This window comes from Maritimibacter fusiformis, from assembly GCF_008086115.1.
In the GTDB taxonomy this organism is placed as follows: Bacteria; Pseudomonadota; Alphaproteobacteria; order Rhodobacterales; family Rhodobacteraceae; genus Muriiphilus; species Muriiphilus fusiformis.
Window position 1 is genome coordinate 346428 of the sequence record NZ_VSIY01000015.1, and the last position, 24386, is coordinate 370813.

Below are 24386 nucleotides of genomic sequence, written 5' to 3' on the forward strand. Positions count from 1 at the left end.
TCGTTGCCTCCGTTGGTCACTGAAAGACGAATCCTTCTTCCTTGCGGAAATCAATAACGAAGCTCTGCTCGGGCGCAAGCTCGACCCGCCGCTCCGCTTGGAAGTCGAACCCTTCGGATGCCGGGTTGTCGCGCATCCGCACCAGCAGGGTATGCGTGCCCGCGGGCAGAAGCACACGTTCGTACAGCCGGGACGGTCCGCTGCCGGCCAACCCGGAGGGCGCGCGTTCCTCGGCATAGACGAGATCACCGTCGACCAGAAGCTCGACGTAGATCGGCGGCCGCCTGCGGTCGCAAATCTGGGTCGCGCGCATGTTGGGCGGCAGTTTCGCCAGTTCTTCGGGCGTCCGGTCGCGGCAGGTTGCGCTGCGGTCGCCGCTGTGGGTGAAGCTCAGGCGCACCAGGGCCATCCCCTCGGGAACGCTGCGCCACGACGGCGCGTAGGACAGCCAGGCGACGCCGAAGAACAGGGCCGTCGAGATCAGACCGCCGATAACCAGATGATGCAGACGCCCGGTCATGATTCGCCGTCCTCGGTTTTCTTTGCCGACGGGCCAACCGCCTCGAGATCGTCGGGGTTCAGCGGGCGGGCATTGTCGACCGGCCCCAGCGCCGCGACGCTTTTCGAGAATTCCGCGACCTCACCGGCGATCTTGCCGCTCTCGCTCGGCCCTTTCCAGATCGTCAGCAGACGTTCACGCGGGACGCGCTGGCGCAACATCGGGTCACGCTCGCGCGCGATCCGCGCCTTGGTCCATTCGGTGCCCTTGCGGTTCTGGCAATCGCGCTCGGCACAGCCGGCGATGCAGACGCCATCGGCCAGGTCGCGGCTGAGGATGAAGTCGAACAGCGACGGCGGCGCCATGGCGACGCAGGGCAGGACGACGCGGCCTTTCTCGGGCGTGCCGGCGGCGCCATGTTCGCAGGCGATGGTCATGATCCGGCCCGGTCCGGTCAGATCGGCGGCAGCCGCGATGACCTCGGCGCGCACCTGTTCCAGCGAGCGGCCGGGCAGGTCGATGCCGGTGATCAGCGGGCCCGAACGGCGGAACGGCGACGACGACGGGCAGGCGCCCATGCAGATGCCGCAGGCCACGCAGCGGGCCGGGTCGACGACCACTTCATGCGGGAACGCGGCGCCGTCGCTGCGCGGGACCAGGGTGATGGCGGAATAGGGGCAATCCTCGACGCAGCGCGAACAGCCGTTGCAGAAATCGAGAAAGACCTCGGCCGCCTCGGCCTCGCGGCGGGGCGGAAGCCAGGGCAGGCCGATCAGAAGCAGGGTAATCAGCATTGCGCCGGTCCAGATCACCGAGGGCGGCACCATGTCGATCACCGGGTAAAGCCCGAGGATGAACCAGTCGATCCCGACTTCGGCCGGAACGGTGGCGAGGTCGGCGGGTTCCTGCGAGACCGCCGGGATCACCAACGACACAATCAGCAGAGCGCCGACCGTCAGCATGGCCAGCCCGCGCGGCGGGTTGGTGCGGGCCGCGGCGATGCGCTGGATGTGAATCCACATCAGCAGGAGCAAAAGCAGCGGGATCGCAACGTGCAGGAACACCATAAGCGTGAAGAACCGGCTCGACAGCGATTCGGGCGTAAGGAAGTTTCGCGCGATCGGCTCGGCAAAGAACGGCAGCGCGTCCAGCAACTCCGTCGTGGTCAGGGCGACATATTGCGCCAGTTTGTCCCAGACCAGCCAATAGCCGGTGATGCCCGACATGTAGACGAACCAGATGACCGGCACGCCGGTGACCCAGGAAAACCACCGTTTGCCGCGATAGCGGTCAAATGCCCATTCGCGCACCAGGTGGATCAGCATCACGACGACCAGAAGGTCCGAGGCATAGCGGTGAAACGTCCGTGTCACCCCGGCGTGATACCAGTGATCGTTGGTCAGCCATTCCACCGATTCATAGGCATTGACCACCCCGGTGTCGAAAAAGATGAACAGGTAGATGCCGGTGGCGGTCACGATCCAGAACATGAACCAGCCGAGCGGGCCGAGGTTGGCAAGCGGGTTCCAGTCCGGCCCGAACGCGGCGTCGAGCGGACGCTCCAAGCGGTCGAAACCGCGCTTGAACGCTGAACGAATACTCATGGCTGGGCCTTCTCTTCAGCCGCGCTCGGCAACGCCGGATGGATGGCCCGATGGAGCCTTGCGGCGCGCACGCCGCCGTTCGAGCCAGAGCCGGAAGATGACCGCTCCGGTCGCGATAAGCGAAAGCGCCCCGAAAAAGATGCCGAAAAAGATGCCATAGTCAAACCTGTAGGCCCGGGTCAGTGGATTGTAGACCGTGCATAGGAACGTGAGCCTATTCCACAGGTCGGCGGGCGCAACCGAATTCGTGGTGCGGCCGAGGACCAACTCCTTGAGCGGCACCATGAAGACCGGGAGTGGGAATTCCTCGCCATAGAGCTGGCGATAGACCTTGCCCTCGGCGTCGAGAATCGTGGTCTGGCTGGGGTGATCGAAGCTGCCAGCCGCCTCGCGCCAGCTGAACCCCAGGTCGGCAAGGAACGCTTCGGTCGTCTCCGCCTCGGCGCTGGCGACATACCACTCGCCCAGTCCGTCCAGACCGTGAAGGTTGGAAAAGGCACGAAGCCGCGCCGGCTTGTCGCCGCTGGCATCGAAACCGAAGGTGAGCACCGCAAAGCTGTTCGGGCCAAGCACCTTGCGGGCTTCCGTAACGGCGTCGGCCAGGTGATCGGTCATCACCGGGCAGATCGAGGCGCAGCTTGTATAGATCAGCGACACCACCAGCGGGCGCCCGCGCAACTCGGTCAGGGCCAGTGGATCGCCGTTCTGATCGCGCAGGATATAGTCGCCGACCTGGCCGCCAATCGCATCCTGGCTGATTTCATAGACCTGTTCGGCGTCCAGCGCGACCTGGGCCGGCACGGTCTGGGCGTGCGCCTGCGATCCAAGCGCCGCCACCCAGAGGATCGAGATCGTGCGTGTCAGAATACCCATCGAACAGCCTCATCCAGCACGACCCCCGCCGACAGCAGGGCGAACTGGGCGAGTGACGCGCGGAACGTGCGTTTCGCCGCATCCCGGGACGGTTTGCGCATCAGGTTCCAGGATGTTTGCAGGAACGGAACGCCTCCGACAAGGGCAAACAGACCATAGACCCAGCCCATGCCGAACATGAGCGGCGCGAGCGAGAGAATGAAAAGGGTCACGACATGGCTGAAGATCGCCGGGCCCCAGACATCGGGGCCGGCAACTGCCGGAAGCATAGGGACGCCAGCGCGCGCATAGTCTTCGCCGCGCACGACGGCGAGGCTCCAGAAATGCGGCGGGGTCCAGAGAAACATCACCAGTGCCAGGATAACCGGCACAGGCCCGATCACCGGGCCGAATTGCGGGGCCGCCGCGGCTGCGCCCGCCAGCACGGCAAAACTGCCCGCCGCGCCGCCGATCACGATATTCCAGACCGTGCGGCGCTTCAGCCAGACGGTATAGATGCCGCCATAGGTCACGGCCCCAAGGAACACCAGGAAGGTGGCCAGCGTGCCGCCCACCGACCAGGCCATCAGAAGCGACCCGGTCAGAAGCGCGGCCAGAGAGATCGGCCAGACCGCGCCCTCCTTGAGCGTTCCGTTGGCGAACGGCCGATTGCGCGTGCGCGCCATCAGCCGATCGCTATCGCGTTCGTAGTATTGGTTGAAACCCCCGGCCGCGCCCGAAGCGCCGAGAACGGCCAGGGTGAAGACCAGCGACTCGACCACACCCAGCGTGCCCTGGCTGGTCAGGATTCCGACCAGCGCGGCCAGCGCGATGAATGTGCCGATCCTGAGTTTCAGGATCGACACGGTCATGTTCAGAGCAGCGAGCATCGCGGCACTCCGTTCTTCGTCAATTGAACAGCCACAGGTCCGAGAGATACTTCCAGTTGATGAAGTAGTAGAGCACGAAGGAGACGAAGAAGATCGTCACCAGCATGATCGTACCCGGCAGTTTGAAGGTGCCTTCGCTGCCGTATTCCGACACCGCCTTGGCGCCGTCATCGTGCAGCGGGAAGCGCAGCTTGGCGCCCGGCTTGTCCAGTTTCGGACCCCAGAAGATCGAGGCCACAACCAGCACGATGAACAACAGCCCACCGGTCGCCGCGAGGATCGCGGACATGCCGTTCAGCCCCATCATCAGGTAGGCACCGGGCGCGAACTCGTAGGGAATGCCGGCGTCGGTCATAGCCAGGTCCCAGTGACGCCGCGGAACCCCGAGCGTGCCGGCACCCATCATGAACAGCGAGATGCCACCGGCACCCAGACCGAACAGGTAGGGCTGCCACTTGGCCAAGGTCGGCAACACGATGTCACGCTGGAAGATCAGCGGCACGACCAGGAAGGTCATCGCCATGAACGCCAGCGTCGTGCCCGCAACCACGGTGCCGTGGAAGTGGCCCGGAACGTAGATCGTGTTGTGCATCAGGACGTTGAGCTGTTCCGTGCCCAGGATCACGCCGGTGATACCGCCGAGGAAACCGAACATGACAAGGCTCATGAACATACCCGAGAACGCCGGGTTGCCCCATGGTGCCTTGGTCAGCCATTCGAACATGCCACGGGTATAGCCGTTGCGGCGCTGTGCCGCCTCGATCGCACCCGGAACGGTCAGGCCGTGGATCATCGACCCCATGACCGCGAGATACATCATGTAGGACGTGTTCACGATCTTCCAGGTCGAGCTCAGTCCCGGCTCGGCCAGCAGGTGGTGTGCCGAGGCGAGTTGCAGGAACAGGATGTACATCAGGAAGGCGAAGCGGCTGACCTTTTCGGACAGCGGCTTGGCGCCCACCACCATCGCGGCGATCGCATACCAGATCGACACGTGCGCAGAGACGTTGATCTGCTGCGACGAGTGCCCCATGCCCCACCAGACGAGCTTGTACATCAGCGTGTCGATGCCCGAGATGAACCCGAGCGACCACAGCCAGGTCGGGATCAGGATGATCGCCCCTGCCGCCAGCGTGAAGACCGCGATGATCGCCGCGGTGATGGCGCCGAAGGTGACCAGTGGCACCGACCCGTTGTAGGTGTTCTCGTTCTTGGCCACGACCAGCGTGCCGAAGAACACGAACACACCGATCAACGCCCCGACCGCGAAGACGATCAGCGACAGGTAGAACCAGTGTTCCGCCATCATCGGTGGATACGAGGTGAACATCACCGTCGAGTCGCCATGCAGCACGGCATAGTTCGCCATCACCGCACCGACGACCATCAGCACGAAGCCCAGCCAGGCCCATTTCGGCGCCGCGAGGCGTGAGCCGAGCACCACCGCCGAAGCGAAGTAGAGCACCGCGATCTCGAAGAAGATGATCCAGAACAGCAGCACGTTGGCGCCGTGCCCGGTCAGGACCAGGTAGAACCAGTCCGCCGGCAGAAGCTGCACCGCCGGCCAGCGCGTCAGCGCGACCAGCAGGCCGAACAGCCCGCCGAGTGCAAGGAAAAGAACAGCCGCGACGGCGTTGACGCGGATCAGAAGCTCCGCGCTGCGCTCGATCCGGCGGCCGGTGAAAGGACAGGTGCGGTATTGCACTGCCGCGACGGGTGCTGAAATTGCCCCGTGGTCAATTGTTGTCATATCCCTGTTCTCCCGATCATTCGATGACGCGGATCAGGCCGCTCATGTTGTGATGGCCGATCCCGCAGTATTCGTTGCAGACAATGCCGTAGTCCCCGGTCTCGGTCGGGGTCAGCGTCAGAACGTGCTCGAGGCCCGGGTGCACCGAAAGGTTGATGTTGACGGGCTGGAGCGAGAAGCCGTGCTGCCAGTCTGCCGACGACAGGTGGAACCGGTAGGACTGGTCCTTCTTCAGTTCCAGGATCGGCCACCATTCCCACAGGCGTCCGAGCATGTAGACGTCGCCACCGGCGGGCGGGCTGATCACCGGCACGCCGTCGATCTCGACGGGCTCGCCGTTCTCGTCCATGAGCTGGTATTCTTCGGCAAATGCCTCGACTTTCTCAACGAAAGCTTCGGGCTGGAGCCGGTATGTCTCGGTCGAGAGGTTCTGATCGCCGATGAAATGCCAGGCGATCATGAAAAAAAACATGAAAAGCCCCCAGAGGAAGGCAATGATGATCCAGGCGAGTTCGATGCCGTGGATCGGTTCCTTCCACCAAAGGCGGTTACTCGGAGGATTGAGGGCCATGGTGCGACCTTTCGGGCTTGGTTGTTATCAGCTGGCGACCGGGATGGAGGCAACTTCCATGACACCCCAGATAATATAGAGAACCGTCGGGATGGTGACGCCGAGGAACAGCAGCAGGAACGGGTTGTCCAGAATCTGCTGCATTGCCGGGATCGGCTCAGTCGATTCCGGCGGTGATTCCTGCTCGGTCTTGTCTTTGTCTGCCATTCTTTTCCCCTTCCATGAGACAGGTGTAGGCCCGCCGAACAGTCCTTGGAACTGGAACCAGACGGGTCGATAAAATATGTCGCACACCCTTGCAGTGGGAAAACCGAATACCTAGATTAATTCTAGGTTGATGCGCCCCGAAAAAAGATAAGGGCGAAATGGCCGGTCTCCCAGAACGCAGGCCGCTTCCGCCGACCGTCACGCAAAAATTTTACCGGCGACATGATCCAGATCAAAGACAGGTGCGGCAGCGACACGGACCTTCCTGCGACCCGCTGCGCGAAACCCATCGCGACCGGCTTTGCGCGCGCGACACACGGGCGCTGCGGGCCGGTTCGGTGATGTTCATGGAATGGTGACCCTGGCAGGATTCGAACCTGCAACCTGCCCCTTAGGAGGGGGCTGCTCTATCCAGTTGAGCCACAGGGCCACGCGCGACTTAATGCGATCTTGCGCGGCGTTTGTCCACCGCTCCCGGCTCAGTCTTCCGGGTAGGCGCCCTGTGACGGACGCAGTCGCAATGTGTCGCCGGGGTTGATCGTCGGGCTGAGTTCGATCCGCTTGCCGCCGGAGCCGCCGTCGTCGCCTTGCGCGGCGCGGTCGGCGATGATCCCGGCGGCCTTTCGCCCGATCTCGGCGCGGCAGGCGTCCATCGTCGCCAGCCGTTTCGGCAGCCCGTCCAGCAGTTCGATGTTGTTGAACCCGGCCAGCCCGATCTGTCCGGGCACGTCGATGCCTTTCTCGAGACAATAGAGCAATCCGCCCGCCCCGATCATGTCATTGGAAAAATACAGGAAATCCAGGCCGGGGTTCCGCGCCAGCATCGCTGCCGTCATCTCGCGACCCTTGGCCAGCGCCGAGCCGCCGGCGTAGAACTCCTTGTCGACGATCTCCAGCCCGGCCTTGGCCAGCGCCTGGGTAAACCCCTCGAAGCGTTTGCGCGCGCGGTGGTCGAGCGGCATCTTGGTGCCGAGAAACCCGATCTTGCGATACCCCGCCTTGATGATCGTCTCGGCCATCATCCGGCCGGCGCGGCGGTGTGAAATGCCCACGACCGAGTCGATCGGATCGCCATCGGTGTCCATGATCTCGACCACCGGAATCCCGGCCGAGGCCATCATCGCCTTGGCCGCATCGGAATGCTCCAGCCCCGCGATGATCACCCCCGAGGGACGCCAGGACAGCATCTCGTAGAGCACCTTTTCCTCGCGCTCGGGCTTGTAGTTGGTCACGCCCACCACCGGTTGCAGCGGCGTGTCGTCCAGCACCTCGGAAATCGCCGTCATGACCTCGGGGAACACCATGTTCGACAGCGACGGGATGATCACCGCCACCAGATTCACCCGCTGCGATGCCAGCGCGCCCGCGATCTTGTTGGGCACATAGCCCAGCTCCTTGGCCGCCTCCAGCACCCGCGCGCGGGTGCCGGCGCTGACGTCGCCACGGTTGCGCAGCACGCGGCTGACGGTCATTTCCGACACGCCGGACGCCTCGGACACATCGCGCAGTGTCAGCGGGCGTTTCGGGGATGAATTGCTCTGATCGGTCACGGGCGCTGTCCTTTGCGAGCTATCACTTGATGTTAGCGCCAATCGGCCGCCCGGGCCAAGCGGAATACGCGCCGCGCCGCATGTGTCACACCAGCCGCCGGCCAAGCTCTTCGTGCAACACCGGCCCGGCGGCGACCACGCCGTTGACCTGCGGCATGGCGTTGTTGAACCGGAGCGCCGCGCCACGCCGGTCACTGACCCGCCCGCCGGCCTCGGTCACGATCAGCGCGCCCGCGGCCACGTCCCACTCCCAGGTCGCGCGAAGGGACAGCATGGCGTCATAGCGCCCCTCGGCCACCAGGCTCATCCGGTAGGCCAGCGACGAGCGGAACTTGCGCCTGACCTCGGGCACATCCGCCTCGGCCCAGTGCCACGGCTCGAAATTCGCCCGCGTTCCCAGCACCGCCGCCCCGGTCAGCTCGGTCTGCCCCGACACCGCGACCGGGGCGTCGTTCAGTGTCGCCCCCTGTCCGCGGGCCGCCGCATAGAGCTTGCCCGAGACCGGGATATAGACCACCGCTGCGCTGACTTCGCCGCCCCGCACCACCGCCAGCGAATGCGACCACGAGGGGTCGCCCTCGATGAAGGCGCGGGTGCCGTCGATCGGGTCGACGATGAACAGCCGGTCGGTGCCCAGCCGGGCCTGGCTGTCCGGCGTTTCCTCCGACAGCCAGCCATAGTCGGGCCGCGCCCCGATCAGCCGGTCATGCAGCATCGCGTCGACCTCAAGGTCGGCCTCGCTGACCGGCCCCGCGCTGCCGGGTTTGTCCCAGACCTTGGGGTCGCGGCGAAAGTAGCGGCGCGCGATGTCGCCGGCCTCGTGCGCGGCGCCGACCAGCAGGCTCAGGTCGTCAACTTCCCGCAAGCGTCAGCCCCTCGACCAGAAGCGACGGCACCATGCGGGACTTGTGCGCCTCGGCGTCATTGGCCGGGATCAGGGTGCGGAACATGTCGATCAGGTTGCCGGCTACGGTGCATTCGTTGACCGGAAAGGCGATCTCGCCGTTCTCGATCCAGAACCCCGCCGCGCCGCGTGAATAGTCGCCGGTGTTGGGGTTCACGGTCGAGCCGATCAGCGAGGTGACCAGCAGGCCGGTGCCGATGTCGCGCAGCAGGTCGTCGCGGCTTTTCGTCCCCTGGGTCAGCGCCACGTTGGAGACCGTCGGCGACGGCGGCGACGAGGTGCCGCGCGCCGCGCTGGCGGTCGATGGCATGTCGAGCTTGCGCCCGGTCGCCAGGTCGAGGGTCCAGCCGGTCAACACCCCATTCTCGATGATCACCCGGCGCGCGGTGGGCAGCCCTTCGCCATCGAAGGGGCGCGAGCCGGAAATGCGCGGCCGGTGCGGGTCTTCGATCAGCGACAGGTTTTCGGGCAGGATCACCTCGCCCAGCTTGTCGCGCAGGAACGACGCGCCGCGCACGATGGACGACCCGTTCACCGCCATCAGCAGATGCCCGATAATCGAGGTCGCGACGCGCTCGTCGAACACCACCGGGAATGCCCCGGTCGGCGGTTTGCGCGCACCCGCCCGGGCCGCGGCGCGTTCGCCGGCGATCCGCCCGATTTCCTCGGCGCCGGGCAGATCGGCCTGAAAGATGCGGGATTCGCCGTTGAAATCCCGCTCCATATCGGCCCCCGTGCCCGAGATCGCCGCCAGCGACAGCGCCCGGTTGGTGCGGCCATAGCCGCCGGAAAAGCCGTTCGAGGTGGCGAAGTGGATCGCCTGCCGACCGTATCCCGCCGATGTGCCCTGCACCTGGCTCACGCCGGGAACCGCAAGCGCCGCCGCTTCGGCAAGCTGGGCATCGGCTTCGAGCGCGGAAGGCTCCGGCTCTGGCGACGGGTCGGACAGTTGCAACGCCTCAACATCCCAGTCGCGGGCGAACTGATCGGGGTCGGCCAGCCCCACCGTGGCGTCCTCGGGCGCTTCGCGGGCCATTGCCACGGCGCGTTCGGCCATCGTCTCGATGGTCTCCTCCGACGTGTCGGAGGCCGACACGACCGCCTGACGCTTGCCGATCAGCACGCGCAGCCCGATATCGACCCCCTCGGACCGCTCGGCATGTTCCAGCTTGCCTTTCAGAACGTCGATTGACAGCGAGGTGCCGTGAACCGCCAGCGCATCGGCGGTGTCGGCCCCGGCCCGCTTGGCGGCGCTCAGCAGGCGGTCGGTCAGGGATTGCAGGTTTTCGGGCATGGTGGTCCTCGTTTTGATCCCTGTCAGGTAGCCGCCCGGGCCGGTTGTCGCAAGGGAGCGCGGGCTGGAACCCGGCGGCGCGCCGGGTTAGCCATGGCGCCAACGGCAGTTCCGGGGAGGCGGACGCATGATCGACTTCGACAAGACCGGCGGGCTTTGGACCGCCACCATCAACCGCCCGGACAAGGCCAATTCGCTGACAAGGGCGATGCTGACCGGCCTGGCCGAATTCGCCGAGGGCGCGGCGGCAGAGGCGCGCGCCCTGGTCCTGACCGGCAGGGGCAAGGTGTTCTCTGCCGGGGCCGACCTGGACGAGGCGCGCGCCGGGCTGGCCACCGATCCGGTCTGGGAGCGGTTGTCAGGCGCCATCGCCAACGCCCCCTGCCTGACCATCGCCGCGCTGAACGGAACGCTGGCGGGCGGGGCGTTCGGCATGGCGCTGGCCTGCGACCTGCGCATCGCGGTGCCCGAAGCGAAGTTCTTTTATCCGGTTATGAAGCTGGGCTTTCTGCCACAGCCCTCGGACCCCCTGCGCATGGCGGCGCTGATCGGACCGGCGCGGGCCAAGATGATCCTGATGGCGGGCCAGAAGGTCGGGGCCGACGAGGCGCTGTCCTGGGGTCTGATCGACCGGATCGTGCCGCGCGAGGCGCTGGAGGACACGGTTGCCGACCTCAGCGCCGATGCGCTGGGCGCGAGCGCCGATCATGTGGCCGGGATCAAGGCGCTGATTCGCTAACGCCCGCGCCGGTTGCCCTGACTGCGCGAGGTGAATTCGGGCGGGCGTTTGGCGACCCAGCGGATGAAGCCGGCCAGACGCGGATGCTGCCGCAAGGCTTCGGGCGTGTTGAAATCGCGCGCCAGTTCCGCCTCGGTCAGGCTGGCGTGGATCTCCTTGTGGCAGATCTGGTGCAGCAGAACCGTCTGGCCACCCTTGCCGCCCTTCAGGCGCGGGATCAGGTGATGCCGGCTTTGCGGCACGCCCGGCGGGATCGGCCGACCGCAAAGCGGGCAGGTCGGATCGCTTGTCTCGGGGCGGGGTTCCATGCGAGCAGGGTGAAACGGATTTCCGGGCGAGGCAACAATGACAACAACGGCGCTGGTGATCGGGGCGGGGCCAGCCGGGCTGATGGCGGCGGGTGAACTGGCAGGGGCCGGTTTCGCCGTGACCATCGCCGAGGCCAAGCCGACGGTCGGGCGCAAGCTGTTGATGGCCGGGAAATCCGGGCTGAACCTGACCAAGGACGAACCGCTTTCGGTGTTTCAGTCGGCCTTCACCGGCAGCACCGCGGCGCTCCTGCGCGCCGCGGTTGCCGAGTTCGGCCCGGTCGAGGTGGCCGACTGGGCGCGCGGCATGGGGCAAGAGGTGTTCACGGGGTCATCGGGGCGGGTGTTTCCACGGGCGATGAAGGCCTCACCGCTGCTCCGCGCCTGGCTGGCCGGGCTTGCCGCGCAGGGGGTCGAGATTCGCACCCGCTGGCGCTGGGCCGGGTTCGATGGCGATGGCATGGTTTTCGACACGCCCGAGGGGCGGGATAACCTGTCGCCCGATGTCACGGTGCTGGCGCTGGGGGGTGCAAGTTGGGCGCGGCTGGGGTCGGACGGCACATGGGCCGCGATCCTGGCGAAAAAAGGCGTCGAGCTTGCGCCGTTTCAGCCCGCGAATGCAGGGCTTGCGGTCACATGGTCGCCGCACATGACCCGGCATTTCGGAGCACCGGTCAAGGCTGCGCGGCTGAGTGCGGGCGACGTGACCCTGCGCGGCGAATTCGTGATCTCGGCGCGCGGGCTTGAGGGCAGCGCGATCTATTCTGTCACCAAACCCCTGCGCGATGGCGCGACGCTCACGCTGGACCTGTGCCCGGATTGGGACGAAGCCGAAGTCGCCGCCCGCCTCGCCCGTCCGCGCGGCAAGGCCACGGTCGCCGCGCATCTGCGCAAGGCGCTGCGGCTCGATCCGGCGCGGCTGGCGCTGCTGATGGAGTTCGGCCGTCCGCTGCCCGAAGGCGATGCGCTGGCCCGGCTGATCAAGGCGCTGCCGATCCGCCACCAGGGACCGCGCCCGCTGGACGAGGCGATTTCGACCGCCGGGGGCATCGCCGCGTCGGCGCTGGACGGCTACATGCTCACGGCTTGTCCCGGGGTGTTCGCGGCGGGCGAGATGCTGGATTGGGAGGCGCCGACCGGCGGCTACCTGATCACCGGCTGCCTGGCCACGGGGCGCGCGGCGGCGCGTCAGGCCATCGGCTGGGCGCAGCGCCAGGGCTGACGCCGTCAGCCCAGCGCGCGCACCCGTCCGAACGCCGGCCGCCCGCGCATCCGTTTGAGGTAGGCGTTGAACGCCTCGTTTTCCAAGGGGAATTTCGCCGCGATGGCCCAGGAGCCACAATGCGCCGTCAGAATATCGGGCACCGTCATCTTTTCGCCCATCAGGAACGGCCCGTTGCCCATGCGCCGCATCAACTCATCCACGCTGCGCCCGAACTCCCATTTCAACGAGTCCTTCACCGCCGGCACCCGCTTGTCCTCGGGCAGGATGAAGCTGTGGCGGGCGGCGGTCCAGAGCGTGCCGTCAAGCTCGTCGTTCACGAACTGGGTGAACCCGTCCTGCCTTGCGCGCTCGATCGTGCCGCAGGGATAGGTGAAGGCGCCGTGCTTGTCGGCGAGATACTGCATGATCGCCACCGAATCGGTCAGCGCCACGTCACCTTCCAGCAGCACCGGCACCTTGCCCGCCGGGTTGTGTTTCAGCGTTTCGGCGGTGCGGGGCTTGGATTTGACATGCTCATAGGGCAGGCCGAGTTCCTCGAGCATCCAGAGCACCCGGAAGGCGCGCGTGTCGATTGGTCCGATCAGTGTATACATGAAAGCCTCCGTTTGCGCCGAGTGGAGCAGAGCGCGGGGTGGCGGGCAACCGAAACGTCAGGTCCGGGGCATGTGCGCCAGCCGGATCAGCGCGCGTTCGACCAGCGCCATCTGCGGCGCCCGCGCGCTGGAGCGTAGCGTGAGGTCGGTCTCCACGATCAGTTGCAGCGCCGTTTCCAACCGGGCCGCCCCCCAGGTCTGTGCCTGCCGCACCATCCGGTCGCGCGACTTGAAATGCACCGGCGGGCGCACCCGGGAAATGCCCTGCGCAGCACCGCCGGGGTCCGAGGCGGCGGCAAAGAGCGTGCGGAAATGCCGGGTGGCGGCGATGCACAGTGCCACCGGCTGCACCCCCTGCGCCTCGAGCCGCGTGAGCAGCGGGCCAAGCTCGCCCGCCCGGCCCTCGGCGGCGGCGTGCAGCACCTCGTCGGTGTCGGCCTCGGTCGAGGCGGGGGCGACGGCGAGCACATCGGCGGGCGTCACCGGCCCGGCCTCGCCCAGCATGTAGAGCGACAGTTTCTCGATGGTCTGGCGGAAATCGCCGGGGTCGAGCGCACGCGACAACCCGGCGATATCGGTCATCGCCTCGGGGTCGATCCGGTCAAGCCCGGCCTTGGCCAGTTCGGCCTCGATCTCGGCTTTGGTCGGCGGGTCGTCGTAGATCGCGACGGCAAAGGCGTTCTTGTGCCCCTCGAAATACTTGCGCAGCGCGGAACGCGGCGTGAGGCTGCCGGCGGTCACGATCACCGTGGCGTCACCCTCGCGCCAATCGTCAAGCGCGGCGGTGATGGTCTTGGCCAGCGTGTCGGTCGCCTCGTCCACGAAGGCGACGCGCGGGCCGGGAAAGAAGCCCTGCGCCTTGACGGCATCCGACAAAAGCGCCGGGTCCTTGCGCAGATCGCTGGCCGGGATGCGCGTCAGGCGCATTTCCTCTTCGCCCGAAGGGCCGACCAGATTGGCGATCAGCTCCTGCCGCTTCAGCGCCACCCGCATCGCATCGTTTCCGAAAATCAGCACCCCGGTGCGCCCGGTCTCGGGTTTCGCAAAGAAACGCGGCGCGTCGCGGGGGCTGAGTTTCATCCTCAGGCCACCACGTTGACGATCCGGCCGGGCACCACGATGACCTTTTTCGGTGGTTTGCCGTCCAATGCGCGCTGAACCCCGGCGGTGGCCATCGCCAGCGCCTCGACCTCGTCCTTGGGCATGTCTTTCGGCACCGTGATCTCGTCGCGCCGCTTGCCGTTGACCTGGATCGGCAGGGTCACGCTATCGTCGACCAGCATCGCCGGATCGGCCTTGGGCCAGTCCGCGTTGGCAACCAGCCCCGCGCCGCCCAGCCGCGCCCACATCTCTTCGGCCAGATGCGGCGTCATCGGTGACATGAGCTGCGCCATGACGCGCATCGCGGCCTGTTTCGCCTCGGCCCCGGCCTTGGATTTCTGGATCGTGTTGGCAAAGGCGTAGAGCTTGGCAATCGACGAGTTGAACTGAAAGCCCTCGATCCCCGCCGTTACCTCGGCAATCGCCTTGTGGGTGGCGCGCAGCAAGTCGTCGTCGCCTTCGCCCGCGCCGGCCATACCGGCGATCTCGTCGGCCATGCGCCAGACCCGCGACAGGTGCTTGGCGGCGGCCTCGGCCCCCGCGGCTGTCCATTCCACGTCACGCTCGGGCGGCGAATCGGACATCACGAACCAGCGCGCGGTATCGGCGCCGTAGTCGCGGATGATGTCCTCGGGGTCGACCACGTTCTTTTTCGACTTCGACATCTTGGCCGAGGGGATCACCTCGACCGCCTCGCCGGTCGCACCCAGCCGCGCGCCCGATTCGGTGACTTCGACATCTTCGGGGAAGTGATAGACCGGACGGTCGTTGTCGTCGCGGGTGACATAGATCGCGTGCGTTACCATGCCTTGGGTAAACAGCGCGTTGAACGGCTCGATCGCCTTTTTCGGAAGGTGTCCGCAGATATGCATCGCGCGGGCGAAAAAGCGCGAATAGAGCAGGTGCAGGATCGCGTGCTCGATACCGCCGATATACTGGTCGACGTTCATCCAGTAGTCGACATCCTCGGCCACCGTGGGCGTGTCGGCATGGGGCGCGGTGAAGCGGGCGAAATACCACGACGAATCGACGAAGGTGTCCATCGTGTCGGTCTCGCGCCGGGCCGGCTTGCCGCATTTCGGGCAGTCGGTCGCGGCCCAGCTCGGATGCCGGTCGAGCGGGTTGCCGGGCTGGTCGAAGCTGACATCGTCGGGCAGGCGGACCGGCAGGTTTTCCTTCTTCTCCGGCACCACGCCGCAGGCCTCGCAATGCACCACGGGAATCGGGCAGCCCCAGTAGCGTTGGCGCGACAGCCCCCAGTCGCGCAGGCGGTATTGAGTCAGACCAACTCCCCAGCCCTGCTTCTCGGCGATATTGATTGTTTCCTCGACTGCTTGCTCGCCCGTCATTTCGCGTGGTGCGCCAAAAACCGGCTTTGTGTAGACAACGCGTTCTGTTTTCGGAGGAACGTAGGCGTCAGCACTTCCAAGCTCCGGTGAGCTGTCCAGCGACACCGGTAGTCCGTGTTTGTCAGATTTCCGCTCTACGCCCAAAGAACTGAAGGTGTCGATCACCGGCAGATCGTATTTGCGGCAGAAATCCAGGTCGCGCTGGTCATGCGCCGGGCAGCCGAAGATCGCGCCGGTGCCGTAGTCCATCAGGATGAAGTTGGCGATCCAGACCGGCAGTTCCCATGACGGATCGAGCGGGTGCTTCACCTTCAGGCCGGTGTCCATCCCCAGCTTTTCCGCCGTCTCGATGGCCTCGGCGGTGGTGCCGCCCTTGCGGCAACGGGCGTTGAACGCGGCAATTTCAGGATTCGCCGCCTCAAGTTCTTTGGCAATCGGGTGGTCGGGCGATATGCCGATGAAGCTTGCCCCCATCAGCGTGTCGGGGCGGGTGGTAAAGACCTCGATGGCCTCACCGCCATCGACCCGGTCGAAACCGAATCGCAGGCCGCGCGACTTGCCGATCCAGTTGGCCTGCATCAGCCGCACCTTGTCGGGCCAGTTTTCCAGCCCGTCCAGCGCGTCGAGCAGTTCCTCGGAGAAATCCGAGATCTTGAAGAACCACTGCGTCAGCTCGCGCCGTTCGACCTCGGCACCGGATCGCCAGCCCTTGCCGTCGATCACCTGTTCGTTGGCCAGCACGGTCATGTCGACCGGGTCCCAGTTCACCACCGCGTTCTTGCGATAGACCAGCCCCTTTTCCATGAAGTCGATGAACATCGACTGCTGCTGACCGTAGTATTCCGGGTCGCACGTCGCGAACATCCGGCTCCAGTCCAGCCCGAAGCCCAGCGGCTTCATCTGCGCGACCATCGTGTCGATGTTGCCATAGGTCCAGTCTTTCGGATGCCCGCCTGACGCCATCGCGGCGTTTTCCGCCGGCATCCCGAAGGCGTCGAATCCCATCGGGTGCAGCACGTTGTGGCCGGTCGCCAGCTTGTAGCGCGCGATCACGTCGCCCATCGTGTAGTTGCGCACATGGCCGATGTGGATGCGCCCGGACGGGTAGGGAAACATCTCGAGCACATAGTATTTCGGCTTGGCCGGGTCGCGGACCGCCTTGAAGGTCCCGGCCTCGTCCCAGGCCTTCTGCCATTTCGGCTCAATACTGCGGGCGTCGTAACGGGACATGTGGTCGATCCTTGGAAAATGAAAACGCCGGGCGTTGGCCCGGCGTTGGTGTAATCCGATGAAACCGAAGGGTCCAGTGTCAGAGGCTGCGGTCCTGGATGCGAAGTTGCCGCGCGCGGGCGAGGATCGCGTCTTCGACCGCGTGGGCGGTTTCGGCCGAGACCGCGCCGCCGCCCTGCGTCTGCAGCGCCACCTCGATCGAGCGCGCGTCCAGCGCCGGGTCGCGCACGAAGACGGTGGCCTTGTAGGCGCGTCCGCCGCCCGGGGGTGTGCCGTAGCCGAAGGCCATGACGCCGGTGAACGGGTCGGCGGCCTGAAGCGGCAGGAAGTTCAATACGTCGAGCGCCGCGTTCCACAGGTACTTGTTGACCTCGACCGTGGTGTTCGGATCGTCCCGGTCCGAGAACAGATCCCAGATCGTTTCCCGCTCCGGCTTGGCCCGCTCACGTTGCGGGCGTTCGGCGTTGGCCGGTGCCGTTGTGGTGGTTTCACCGAAAAGGTTGCCAAAACCGCCGCTGCAGCCCGGAAGCGCCAGAAGCCCGGCGATGATGACCGCACTGGTCGTGGTCTGCCCGATGCCCATAGGAATGCCCCGCTCGTCCAAGTTCAGTCCCTAAGTAACCAAGGGCAATTGCCCGGGCAAGCGATTTCCCGCGGCAGCCTTGGGGGGATTTGCCGGTTTCTCTACCAGATGTGCCCGTATAAAGATGAATCGGCTCAGGTATTTCCGGCTGTCCGGGCCGACTGTGGCATAGCTGCACCATACCGGCCCACAATCACCACCCGCAGTCTGGATCGCTTGCATTGGAGCGGGGAAAGAGAGAGGAAACAGCATACTCAATTCGGATTCCCCTGAGTTGAGGTGCACCTTTTAGAAAACGAGGGAAACGAAATGAAAAAGATTCTCCTTGCTTCGACGATCCTGGTGGGTACCGCCGGTTTTGCCGCTGCTGACAACAACAACTTCACCTGGTCGGGCGAAGCCTACGCCGGTGTGGCCTGGTCGACGACCTCGGGCTTCGCTCCGGAAGTGACCGCTTCGTTCACCGCCGGCATGGCGACGACCACCGACGGTGGCCTGGAAGCCGGTGCCAAGATCAAGATCAAGGCCATGGGCGTGTCCATGAACAAGGACCACACCGACGGCGGCTTCGGCACCGTGACCGCCAACGGCACCACCGTGCCGCCGGAAGGCACCATCTCGGACGCCTCGGTCTACCTGTCGGGTGACTTCGGCAAGTTCGAAGTGGTCTACGACGCCGACGGCGCCAGCGCGACCACCTACGACGTGAACTTCAAGTACTCCAACACCTGGGGTGACTTCACCGTCGCAGCCTACTACACCTACGATCCGTCGGGCACGATGACCAACGGCGACATGGGTGTGAAGCTGTCCTACAGCATGGCCGACTACACCTTCTACGTCGAGCCGGAGTGGGATGCCTCGGTCACCGACTACAAGATCGGCTTCGGCGCCTCGGCCACGATGAGCGGCTTCACCGGTGCGGTTGACCTGGACTACGAAAACGCCACCACCGACTGGGACTGGAAAGCCTCCGTCAAGTACGCGACCGGCCCCTACTCGGTTGGCGCCTTCGTTGAAGACGACGGCGTGGACGACCAGATGGATTACGGCGCGAACGTCGGCTACGACCTCGGCGGCGGCGTGTCGCTCGACGCCGAATACAAGTGGGATGCGGACACCACCGGTTCGATCTTCGCTGTCGGCGTGAGCATGAAGTTCTGATCCCACTCAGGGATCTGGATCGGGAAGAGCGGGCCTTGTGCCCGCTCTTTTCTTTTGGGGTGGTCCCGGCCTAGAACGGTATGAGTTCACCCCAGACCGGAGCCGCCATGCCGCTGTCCGACATCCTCGACCGCATTCGCGCCGAAGAAACCCGCACCGGCCGCGCGCCCGGCTCCACCACCCTGGTCGCGGTGTCCAAGGTGCAGCCCATCGACCGCGTGATCGCGGTGCTGGCCGAGGGCCACCGCGTTTTTGGCGAAAACAAGGTGCAGGAGGCCGCCGGCAAATGGCCGGACCTGAGCGACCGCTTTCCGGGGGTCGAGTTGCACCTCGTCGGCCCGCTCCAGACCAACAAGGCGCGCCAAGCGATGGAGCTGTTTGACGTGATCGAAACCCTCGACCGCCCCAAGCTCGCCCGCACCCTCGCGCGGCTGAAGGACGAGATGGGCCAGTGCCCGCGCCTGTTCGTGCAGGTCAACACCGGCGAGGAAGACCAGAAGGCCGGCGTGATGCCCGCCGAGGCCGACGCCTTCATCGCGGAGTGCCGCGATCTTGGATTGGAAATCGAAGGGCTGATGTGCATCCCGCCCGCCGACGAGGAGCCCTCGCTGCATTTCGCGCTTCTGGCCAAGATCGCCGCGCGCAACGGTATCGAGGGGCTGTCGATGGGCATGTCGGGCGATTTCGAGCGCGCCATCGCCCAAGGCGCAACCCATGTGCGCGTCGGCTCGGCAATCTTCGGTGAACGCGACTACGGATAGACCACGACCTGCGACCGCAGCGTCCAGTGCGCGGTGATCCAGCGCAGATGATCCGGGCGAAACGCGATGCAGCCCGCCGTGGGATAGCGTGGCCGCCGCCAGGCGTGAACAAAGATCGCAGACCCCGCCCCGGGCCGGGCATCGGGCCAGTTCCAATCGCTGACCAGCACAAGGTCATAAAGCGGATCGGCGCGGCAGAGCCGCTCATGCCCGAACGGGTGATTGCGGGCGTGCAGCCAGTGGTTATAGGCCGGATCGTCGGAATCGTCCGACCAGATGTCGGCGGGGCCAATCGGCACCAGCGGCAGCACGGTTTTCGGCGGCGTGATCCGGTCGGCGCGGTAGCCGCCATAGGCCAGCCGCCAGATGCCCGCCGGAGTCGCCCCGTCGCCCTCGCGCTTGTCCCGGGTAATGCCGCCGCGCCCCGCCGCGCACGGAAATCGCCGCCCGTGAAATCGCGCGCCCCAGCGTGTGACGACCAGATCGTCGGGCGTCACAGCAGATGCCCGGATTTCTTCGCCTTGGTCGCCAGGTAGGCGGCATTGTGCGTGCTGTGCCCGGCCTTGAGCGGCACCCGCTCGACCACCTCGATGCCATTGGCCTGCATCATCGCCACCTTGGCGGGGTTGTTGGTCATCAGGCGGACGGATGAGAAGCCCAGCGCGCTGAGAATCTGGCTGCCGATCCTGAAATCGCGCTCATCATCCTCGAACCCCAGCCGGTGATTCGCCTCGACCGTGTCAAAGCCCTGATCCTGCAACGAGTAGGCGCGCATCTTGTTGGCAAGGCCAATGCCGCGGCCCTCCTGGTTGAGGTAGAGCAGCACCCCCGCGCCCGCCTCGCCCATCGCCGCCAGCGCCGCGCGCAGTTGTGGGCCGCAATCGCATTTCAGGCTGCCCATCAGATCGCCGGTGAAACAGGCCGAATGCAGCCGCGCCAGCACGGGTTTCGACCGCTCCGGCTTCCCGATCTCGACGGCATAGTGTTCTTCGCCGCCGTCGCGCGGGCGAAAGACGTGCACCCGCCCGGCCTCGCTGACCGCCAGCGGCACCCGGGCGGCAACCACCTCGTCCAGCGGCCCGGTCGGCACCAGGTCATCGAGCTTGTCCAGCGACAGCCACGTCAGCCGGTTCTCCGCCGCCACCGCCCCGGCATCGTCCACCGCGACCAGCACCGCCGCGGGCAGCAGGTGTGCGGCCTTGGCCAGCATCACGCCGGCGCGCGCGATGCCCTCGTCACCGCCGCGCTCGGTCGTCAGCGGGCCTTTCATCGGCATCGCCAGATCGCCCGCCGGGTCCGCGACGTTGTGAATCCACTCAACCCCGGCATCGCCCGGCACCCGCACCCGCGCCACGTGGTCGGAATAGGCCCGCGCCTTGAGCGTGTCGGCCCGTCGCGGCGTGATCGCCAGCATGACCGGCCCCAGGGCGCGCAAAGCCGACAGGCGGGTGTCGTCCAGCGTCTCGGCGGCGGCAACAAGGGCCGCCTGTCCGGCAAAGGAAATCGCCACCGGCAGCCCCATGCGCAGATCGGCACGGGCGCGCGCGGCAAGTTCGCTGAGATCGGGCAGTAGCGTCATCGGTTCCTCGCAGTCGCCGCCCTGAATAGGCCCGTTTGCGGAAATGTGAAACAATTACCGCGATTTCGACACGTCCGCGTGAGGCGTTTGCAGCATTTGTTGCCGTTGCCGTGCCCCATGCTCACATCCGGGTGAAGCAACACGGAGACCCGGCAATGGCAACGCAGAAAAACATCCTTCTGGTCGATGACGACGAAGACCTGCGCGAGGCGCTGGCCGAGCAACTTGTGATGACCGAGGATTTCGATGTCTTCGAGGCCGGCAACGGTGCCGACGCCATGCAGAAGGCGAAAGAAGCGATCTATGACCTGGTGATCCTCGATGTCGGCCTGCCCGATACCGACGGGCGCGAACTGTGCAAACTGCTGCGCAAGCAGGGTGTGAAATGCCCGATCGTGATGCTGACGGGCCATGACAGCGACGCCGACACCATCCTCGGCCTCGATGCCGGGGCCAACGACTATGTGACCAAACCGTTCAAGTTCCCGGTTCTGCTGGCCCGTATCCGCGCCCAGCTGCGCCAGCACGAGCAAAGCGAAGACGCGGTGTTCCAGCTTGGCCCCTATACTTTCAAGCCGTCGATGAAGATGCTGATCACCGAGGACGACCGCAAGATCCGGTTGACCGAGAAGGAGACCAACATCCTCAAGTTCCTCTACCGCGCGCAGGAAGGCGTGGTGGCGCGCGACGTGCTGCTGCACGAGGTCTGGGGCTACAACGCCGGGGTCACGACGCATACGCTCGAGACCCACATCTACCGCCTGCGCCAGAAAATCGAGCCCGACCCCTCGAACGCGCGGCTGCTGGTGACCGAAAGCGGCGGCTATCGCCTTGTTGCATGACAGCCACAGGGTGAAAATCGCGCCTTATTGTCGCCTCGATTCATAGCTATCCTGAAAGAACACGGCGATTGTTTCGCCAGACGGTCTAAACGGAACCCCTGTCCGCGTCGGGGCAATGACGCGGAATCCTCCCTGTTGGACTGGCCCGGGCTTTGCCCGGGCCTTTTTTGGGGCAAACGCACTACAGCGTGATTTCGCCCTCAACCGGCTCGATCGCCTCGGGTTGTTCCCGATTGGCCAGGAACGCCGGGCGCGGCGCCTTGGCGGCAAATGGCGCGACGAGGCGGTTCGACAGCGCATTGTAGACGAAAAACGCGTTGGAGCGCGGGAAGGGCGTGATGTTGCCGTTTGAGCCGTGCAACGTATTGCACTCGAAAAACACCACGGTGCCGGCTGGCCCGGTGGCCACATCCAACCCAAGTTGCTCGACCATGCGCGCGATGGTCTCAGGCTGCGGCACGCCGATCACCTGTTTCTTGAGCGAGCTTTCGTGGTTGCGCGCCGGCGTTTCGCCCGCACAGGCCACGAAGCTCTTGTGAGAGCCGGGAACCAGCATCAGCGGCCCGTTCAATTCGGAATTGTCGGTCAGCAGGATCGAGGCCGACACCGCGCGCATCCGCGGCATCCCGTCCTCGGCGTGCCAGGTCTCGAAATCCGAATGCCAGTAGAATTCCTTGCCGGTGAAGCCGGGTTTGTAGTTCAGCCGCGACTGGTGCAGATAAACCCGGTCGTTGAGAAGGAACTCTGCGATGCCGGCCAGCCGGCGGTCATGCGCCAGGCGGCGGAACAGTTCGGAATGCTCGTCCAGCCGAAAGACAGTGCGCACCTCGTCCGAACCCGGTTCCGTGACAAGGTCTTCGCCGCGTATCTCGGCGCCGTTGCGGCGCAGGGCCGCGCCGGCCTCGATCAGGCGGCGGATTTCCGATTTGCTGAACAGGTCTTTCGCGACCAGATAACCCTTGTCCCGATACTGCGCCGCCGCCTCCTGCGACAGCGGGGCCGCCGGGGTCCAGTCCGACCACAGCACCGGATCCTGCCGTTCTATCGTCCGTTCGGCGCCGGGAAGACGGGTAGGGTAGGCGTCACCGGTCTCGATCCTGGCGATTTTCGTCGTAATATTCATCGTTCGATCCTCTCTTGACGATTCATTTCTGAGTTTCGACCGCCTGTGGCGGATATGTCGGAACGACGTCCGCACGGCGCGATTGTTCCCGAACCCGGACGCGCACCGCTGGAACTCGGCGCATGTCACCGTTAGGGTCGGCGAAACCCTCAGCCGGAGCTTTCCCATGTCGTTCACGCTTGCCACCTGGAACATCAACTCGGTGCGTCTGCGCGAGGGGCTGGTCCGCCGCCTGATGCAGGAGGAAGCGCCGGACATCCTGTGTCTTCAGGAGTGCAAGAGCCCGGTCGACAAGATCCCGCTCGAGGGATTTCGCGCGCTTGGCTATGGCCACATGGTCGCGCGTGGGCAAAAGGGCTACAACGGCGTGGCGATCTTGTCAAAACTGCCGCTGGAAGATGTGGGCGACATGGATTTCGCCTCGCTTGGCCATGCCCGTCATGTCGCGGCGCGGCTGGAAAACGGGGTGGTCATCCACAATTTCTACGTCCCCGCCGGGGGCGACAAGCCCGACCGCGCGGTGAACGAGAAATTCGGGCAGAAGCTCGACTACCTCACCGAAATGCGCGACTGGTTCCACGGCACGCGCCCTGAAAAGGCGATCTTGGTCGGTGATCTCAACATTGCCCCGCGCGAGGATGACGTCTGGAACCACAAGCAGCTTTTGCGCATCGTCAGCCATACGCCGATCGAGGTCGAGCATCTGGCCGAGATGCAGGACGCCGGCCGTTTCGTGGACATCACCCGCAAGGACATTCCCGAGGGCAATCTCTATTCCTGGTGGTCCTATCGCTCGCCCGAATGGGACAAGGCCGACAAGGGCCGGCGGCTCGATCATATCTGGGCAACGCCCGATATCGCCGCGGCCGGGCATGACAGCCGGATCCTGCGCGACGTGCGCGGGTGGGAGCAGCCTTCGGATCACGCCCCGGTGTTCGCCCGGTTCGATCTCTAGGTCCGATCAGCCGCCCGCCTGCCATTGCAGGATGGCTTCGGACGGCCAGAGCAGCATCACGACGTTCAGGATCAGCCCGTCGCGAATCAGAACGGTCGTCAGAACCTCGAAGCCGACGCAGATCGCCACGCTCACCCACACCGGCAGCACGCGGGCCAGCCAGAAGCCGATCAGCATCGCCACCACGTCGGCGGAGGAATTGAGCACGCTGTCGCCGATGTAGTCGGTCGAGAACGTGGTGTTGCGATACCGCTCGATCACCGCATCGGTGTTTTCCAGAACCTCCCAGCCGACCTCGACCAGCGTCGCGATGACCAGCCGCCAGCCGATCCCGATCCGCCGCGCCACCAGCCAGAGCGCCCCGTAAAAGGCGAATCCGTGGATCAGGTGGCTGGGCGTATACCAGTCGGTCAGGTGCATGTTGCTCTCGGCCGTGCCAAGGCCGCCATACCACAGCCAGACATTGCCGCTGCCGCTGATCAGCGTGCGGTCCATGGCAAACAGGATCAGCCCGCTTGCCAGCGTGATAAGGAATGTGGCCCAATAGGGCAGGGAGGCGCGACTGACCATTCCGCGAATGGTGCACAGCGCCGCGCCCCTGTCCAGTTCCGCGACGCGCGGCGATGCGCCGCCGAACACCGCCAATTTGATCTGTGTCGTTTTGGTGCCGCCCGAAACCGCTATCCTGCGCCCGACAGCCCCGGAGGGACCCC

General features: G+C 65.4%; 25 protein-coding genes and 1 tRNA gene. 6 read left to right on the top strand and 20 right to left on the bottom strand.

Going from position 1 to position 24386, the window contains the following annotated elements; genetic code table 11:
- Window positions 1-16 precede the first annotated feature (16 nt).
- The 11 genes from FVF75_RS16435 to FVF75_RS16485 all read right to left on the bottom strand — a co-directional run bounded on the left by FVF75_RS16435 (window position 17) and on the right by FVF75_RS16485 (window position 10121).
- Complete coding sequence (locus FVF75_RS16435) at window positions 17-520, bottom strand: hypothetical protein (protein WP_148379869.1); 504 nt, start codon at window positions 518-520, stop codon at window positions 17-19.
- The gene (locus FVF75_RS16440; RefSeq protein ID WP_148379870.1) at window positions 517-2103 is read right to left on the bottom strand and encodes a cytochrome b N-terminal domain-containing protein; all 1587 of its coding nucleotides are present in this window, start codon (window positions 2101-2103) and stop codon (window positions 517-519) included. Before FVF75_RS16440 ends, FVF75_RS16435 begins: the two co-directional genes overlap by 4 nt.
- 15 nt (window positions 2104-2118) lie before the next feature.
- Window positions 2119-2976, bottom strand: a complete 858-nt coding sequence (locus FVF75_RS16445) for an SCO family protein (protein WP_148379871.1) — start codon at window positions 2974-2976, stop codon at window positions 2119-2121.
- The gene (gene cyoE, locus FVF75_RS16450) at window positions 2964-3845 is read right to left on the bottom strand and encodes a heme o synthase (RefSeq protein ID WP_148379872.1); all 882 of its coding nucleotides are present in this window, start codon (window positions 3843-3845) and stop codon (window positions 2964-2966) included. The genes FVF75_RS16445 and cyoE overlap by 13 nt, the downstream gene beginning before the upstream one ends.
- Window positions 3846-3864: 19 nt before the next feature.
- Window positions 3865-5595, bottom strand: a complete 1731-nt coding sequence (locus FVF75_RS16455; RefSeq protein WP_148379873.1) for a cbb3-type cytochrome c oxidase subunit I — start codon at window positions 5593-5595, stop codon at window positions 3865-3867.
- Between the two features lie 16 nt (window positions 5596-5611).
- Entirely contained in the window at window positions 5612-6166 is a 555-nt protein-coding gene (locus tag FVF75_RS16460) for a cupredoxin domain-containing protein (protein ID WP_148379874.1), read from the bottom strand.
- A gap of 27 nt (window positions 6167-6193) precedes the next feature.
- Window positions 6194-6373 carry a hypothetical protein gene (locus FVF75_RS16465; RefSeq protein WP_148379875.1) on the bottom strand — a complete coding sequence of 60 codons (180 nt, stop codon included), beginning with the start codon at window positions 6371-6373 and terminating at the stop codon, window positions 6194-6196.
- 353 nt (window positions 6374-6726) lie between these two features.
- A tRNA-Arg gene (locus tag FVF75_RS16470) sits at window positions 6727-6803 on the bottom strand.
- Window positions 6804-6852: 49 nt separating this feature from the next.
- Window positions 6853-7923: a LacI family DNA-binding transcriptional regulator gene (locus FVF75_RS16475; protein WP_187393103.1), complete on the bottom strand. Its 1071-nt coding sequence runs from the start codon at window positions 7921-7923 to the stop codon at window positions 6853-6855.
- Between the two features lie 85 nt (window positions 7924-8008).
- On the bottom strand, window positions 8009-8788 hold the full coding sequence (locus FVF75_RS16480; protein ID WP_148379877.1) for an inositol monophosphatase family protein: 780 nt from the start codon (window positions 8786-8788) through the stop codon (window positions 8009-8011).
- On the bottom strand, window positions 8775-10121 hold the full coding sequence (locus tag FVF75_RS16485; protein ID WP_148379878.1) for a TldD/PmbA family protein: 1347 nt from the start codon (window positions 10119-10121) through the stop codon (window positions 8775-8777). Before FVF75_RS16485 ends, FVF75_RS16480 begins: the two co-directional genes overlap by 14 nt.
- Window positions 10122-10248: 127 nt before the next feature.
- On the opposite strand from FVF75_RS16485, the gene FVF75_RS16490 reads away from it, so the two are divergent.
- The gene (locus FVF75_RS16490; protein ID WP_148379879.1) at window positions 10249-10860 is read left to right on the top strand and encodes an enoyl-CoA hydratase/isomerase family protein; all 612 of its coding nucleotides are present in this window, start codon (window positions 10249-10251) and stop codon (window positions 10858-10860) included.
- Here FVF75_RS16490 and FVF75_RS16495 read toward each other — a convergent pair.
- The gene (locus FVF75_RS16495) at window positions 10857-11168 is read right to left on the bottom strand and encodes an HNH endonuclease family protein (protein WP_148379880.1); all 312 of its coding nucleotides are present in this window, start codon (window positions 11166-11168) and stop codon (window positions 10857-10859) included. The genes FVF75_RS16490 and FVF75_RS16495 overlap by 4 nt on opposite strands.
- Window positions 11169-11205: 37 nt before the next feature.
- Between FVF75_RS16495 and FVF75_RS16500 the strand changes: the two genes are divergently transcribed.
- A complete protein-coding gene (locus tag FVF75_RS16500; RefSeq protein WP_148379881.1) occupies window positions 11206-12390 on the top strand; it encodes a TIGR03862 family flavoprotein in 1185 nt (394 codons plus the stop codon).
- Between the two features lie 5 nt (window positions 12391-12395).
- On the opposite strand, the gene FVF75_RS16505 is transcribed toward FVF75_RS16500, so the two are convergent.
- From FVF75_RS16505 to FVF75_RS16520, 4 genes are all read right to left on the bottom strand, one after another.
- A complete protein-coding gene (locus FVF75_RS16505; RefSeq protein ID WP_148379882.1) occupies window positions 12396-12986 on the bottom strand; it encodes a glutathione S-transferase family protein in 591 nt (196 codons plus the stop codon).
- 57 nt (window positions 12987-13043) lie between these two features.
- Complete coding sequence (holA, locus tag FVF75_RS16510) at window positions 13044-14066, bottom strand: DNA polymerase III subunit delta (RefSeq protein WP_148379883.1); 1023 nt, start codon at window positions 14064-14066, stop codon at window positions 13044-13046.
- A 2-nt stretch (window positions 14067-14068) separates the two neighbouring features.
- Window positions 14069-16666 (bottom strand): leucine--tRNA ligase, encoded by a 2598-nt coding sequence (gene leuS, locus FVF75_RS16515; protein ID WP_148379884.1) that lies wholly within the window; start codon window positions 16664-16666, stop codon window positions 14069-14071.
- Window positions 16667-16745: 79 nt separating this feature from the next.
- Entirely contained in the window at window positions 16746-17249 is a 504-nt protein-coding gene (locus tag FVF75_RS16520; RefSeq protein WP_148379885.1) for a DUF3576 domain-containing protein, read from the bottom strand.
- A gap of 309 nt (window positions 17250-17558) precedes the next feature.
- On the opposite strand from FVF75_RS16520, the gene FVF75_RS16525 reads away from it, so the two are divergent.
- On the top strand, window positions 17559-18413 hold the full coding sequence (locus FVF75_RS16525; protein WP_148379886.1) for a porin: 855 nt from the start codon (window positions 17559-17561) through the stop codon (window positions 18411-18413).
- 107 nt (window positions 18414-18520) lie between these two features.
- Complete coding sequence (locus FVF75_RS16530) at window positions 18521-19174, top strand: YggS family pyridoxal phosphate-dependent enzyme (RefSeq protein WP_148379982.1); 654 nt, start codon at window positions 18521-18523, stop codon at window positions 19172-19174.
- Here FVF75_RS16530 and FVF75_RS16535 read toward each other — a convergent pair.
- On the bottom strand, window positions 19165-19671 hold the full coding sequence (locus tag FVF75_RS16535; protein WP_148379887.1) for a L,D-transpeptidase family protein: 507 nt from the start codon (window positions 19669-19671) through the stop codon (window positions 19165-19167). The two genes, FVF75_RS16530 and FVF75_RS16535, sit on opposite strands and share 10 nt — an antisense overlap.
- Complete coding sequence (gene ribA, locus FVF75_RS16540) at window positions 19668-20753, bottom strand: GTP cyclohydrolase II (protein WP_148379888.1); 1086 nt, start codon at window positions 20751-20753, stop codon at window positions 19668-19670. The genes FVF75_RS16535 and ribA overlap by 4 nt, the downstream gene beginning before the upstream one ends.
- Window positions 20754-20908: 155 nt before the next feature.
- Between ribA and FVF75_RS16545 the strand changes: the two genes are divergently transcribed.
- Window positions 20909-21595 (top strand): response regulator transcription factor, encoded by a 687-nt coding sequence (locus FVF75_RS16545; protein WP_148379889.1) that lies wholly within the window; start codon window positions 20909-20911, stop codon window positions 21593-21595.
- 181 nt (window positions 21596-21776) lie between these two features.
- On the opposite strand, the gene thpD is transcribed toward FVF75_RS16545, so the two are convergent.
- The gene (thpD, locus tag FVF75_RS16550) at window positions 21777-22718 is read right to left on the bottom strand and encodes an ectoine hydroxylase (protein ID WP_148379890.1); all 942 of its coding nucleotides are present in this window, start codon (window positions 22716-22718) and stop codon (window positions 21777-21779) included.
- A 166-nt stretch (window positions 22719-22884) separates the two neighbouring features.
- On the opposite strand from thpD, the gene FVF75_RS16555 reads away from it, so the two are divergent.
- Window positions 22885-23673 (top strand): exodeoxyribonuclease III, encoded by a 789-nt coding sequence (locus FVF75_RS16555; RefSeq protein ID WP_148379891.1) that lies wholly within the window; start codon window positions 22885-22887, stop codon window positions 23671-23673.
- Between the two features lie 6 nt (window positions 23674-23679).
- Here FVF75_RS16555 and FVF75_RS16560 read toward each other — a convergent pair whose 3' ends face one another.
- The gene (locus FVF75_RS16560) at window positions 23680-24243 is read right to left on the bottom strand and encodes a DUF2585 family protein (protein WP_148379892.1); all 564 of its coding nucleotides are present in this window, start codon (window positions 24241-24243) and stop codon (window positions 23680-23682) included.
- Window positions 24244-24386 lie beyond the last annotated feature (143 nt).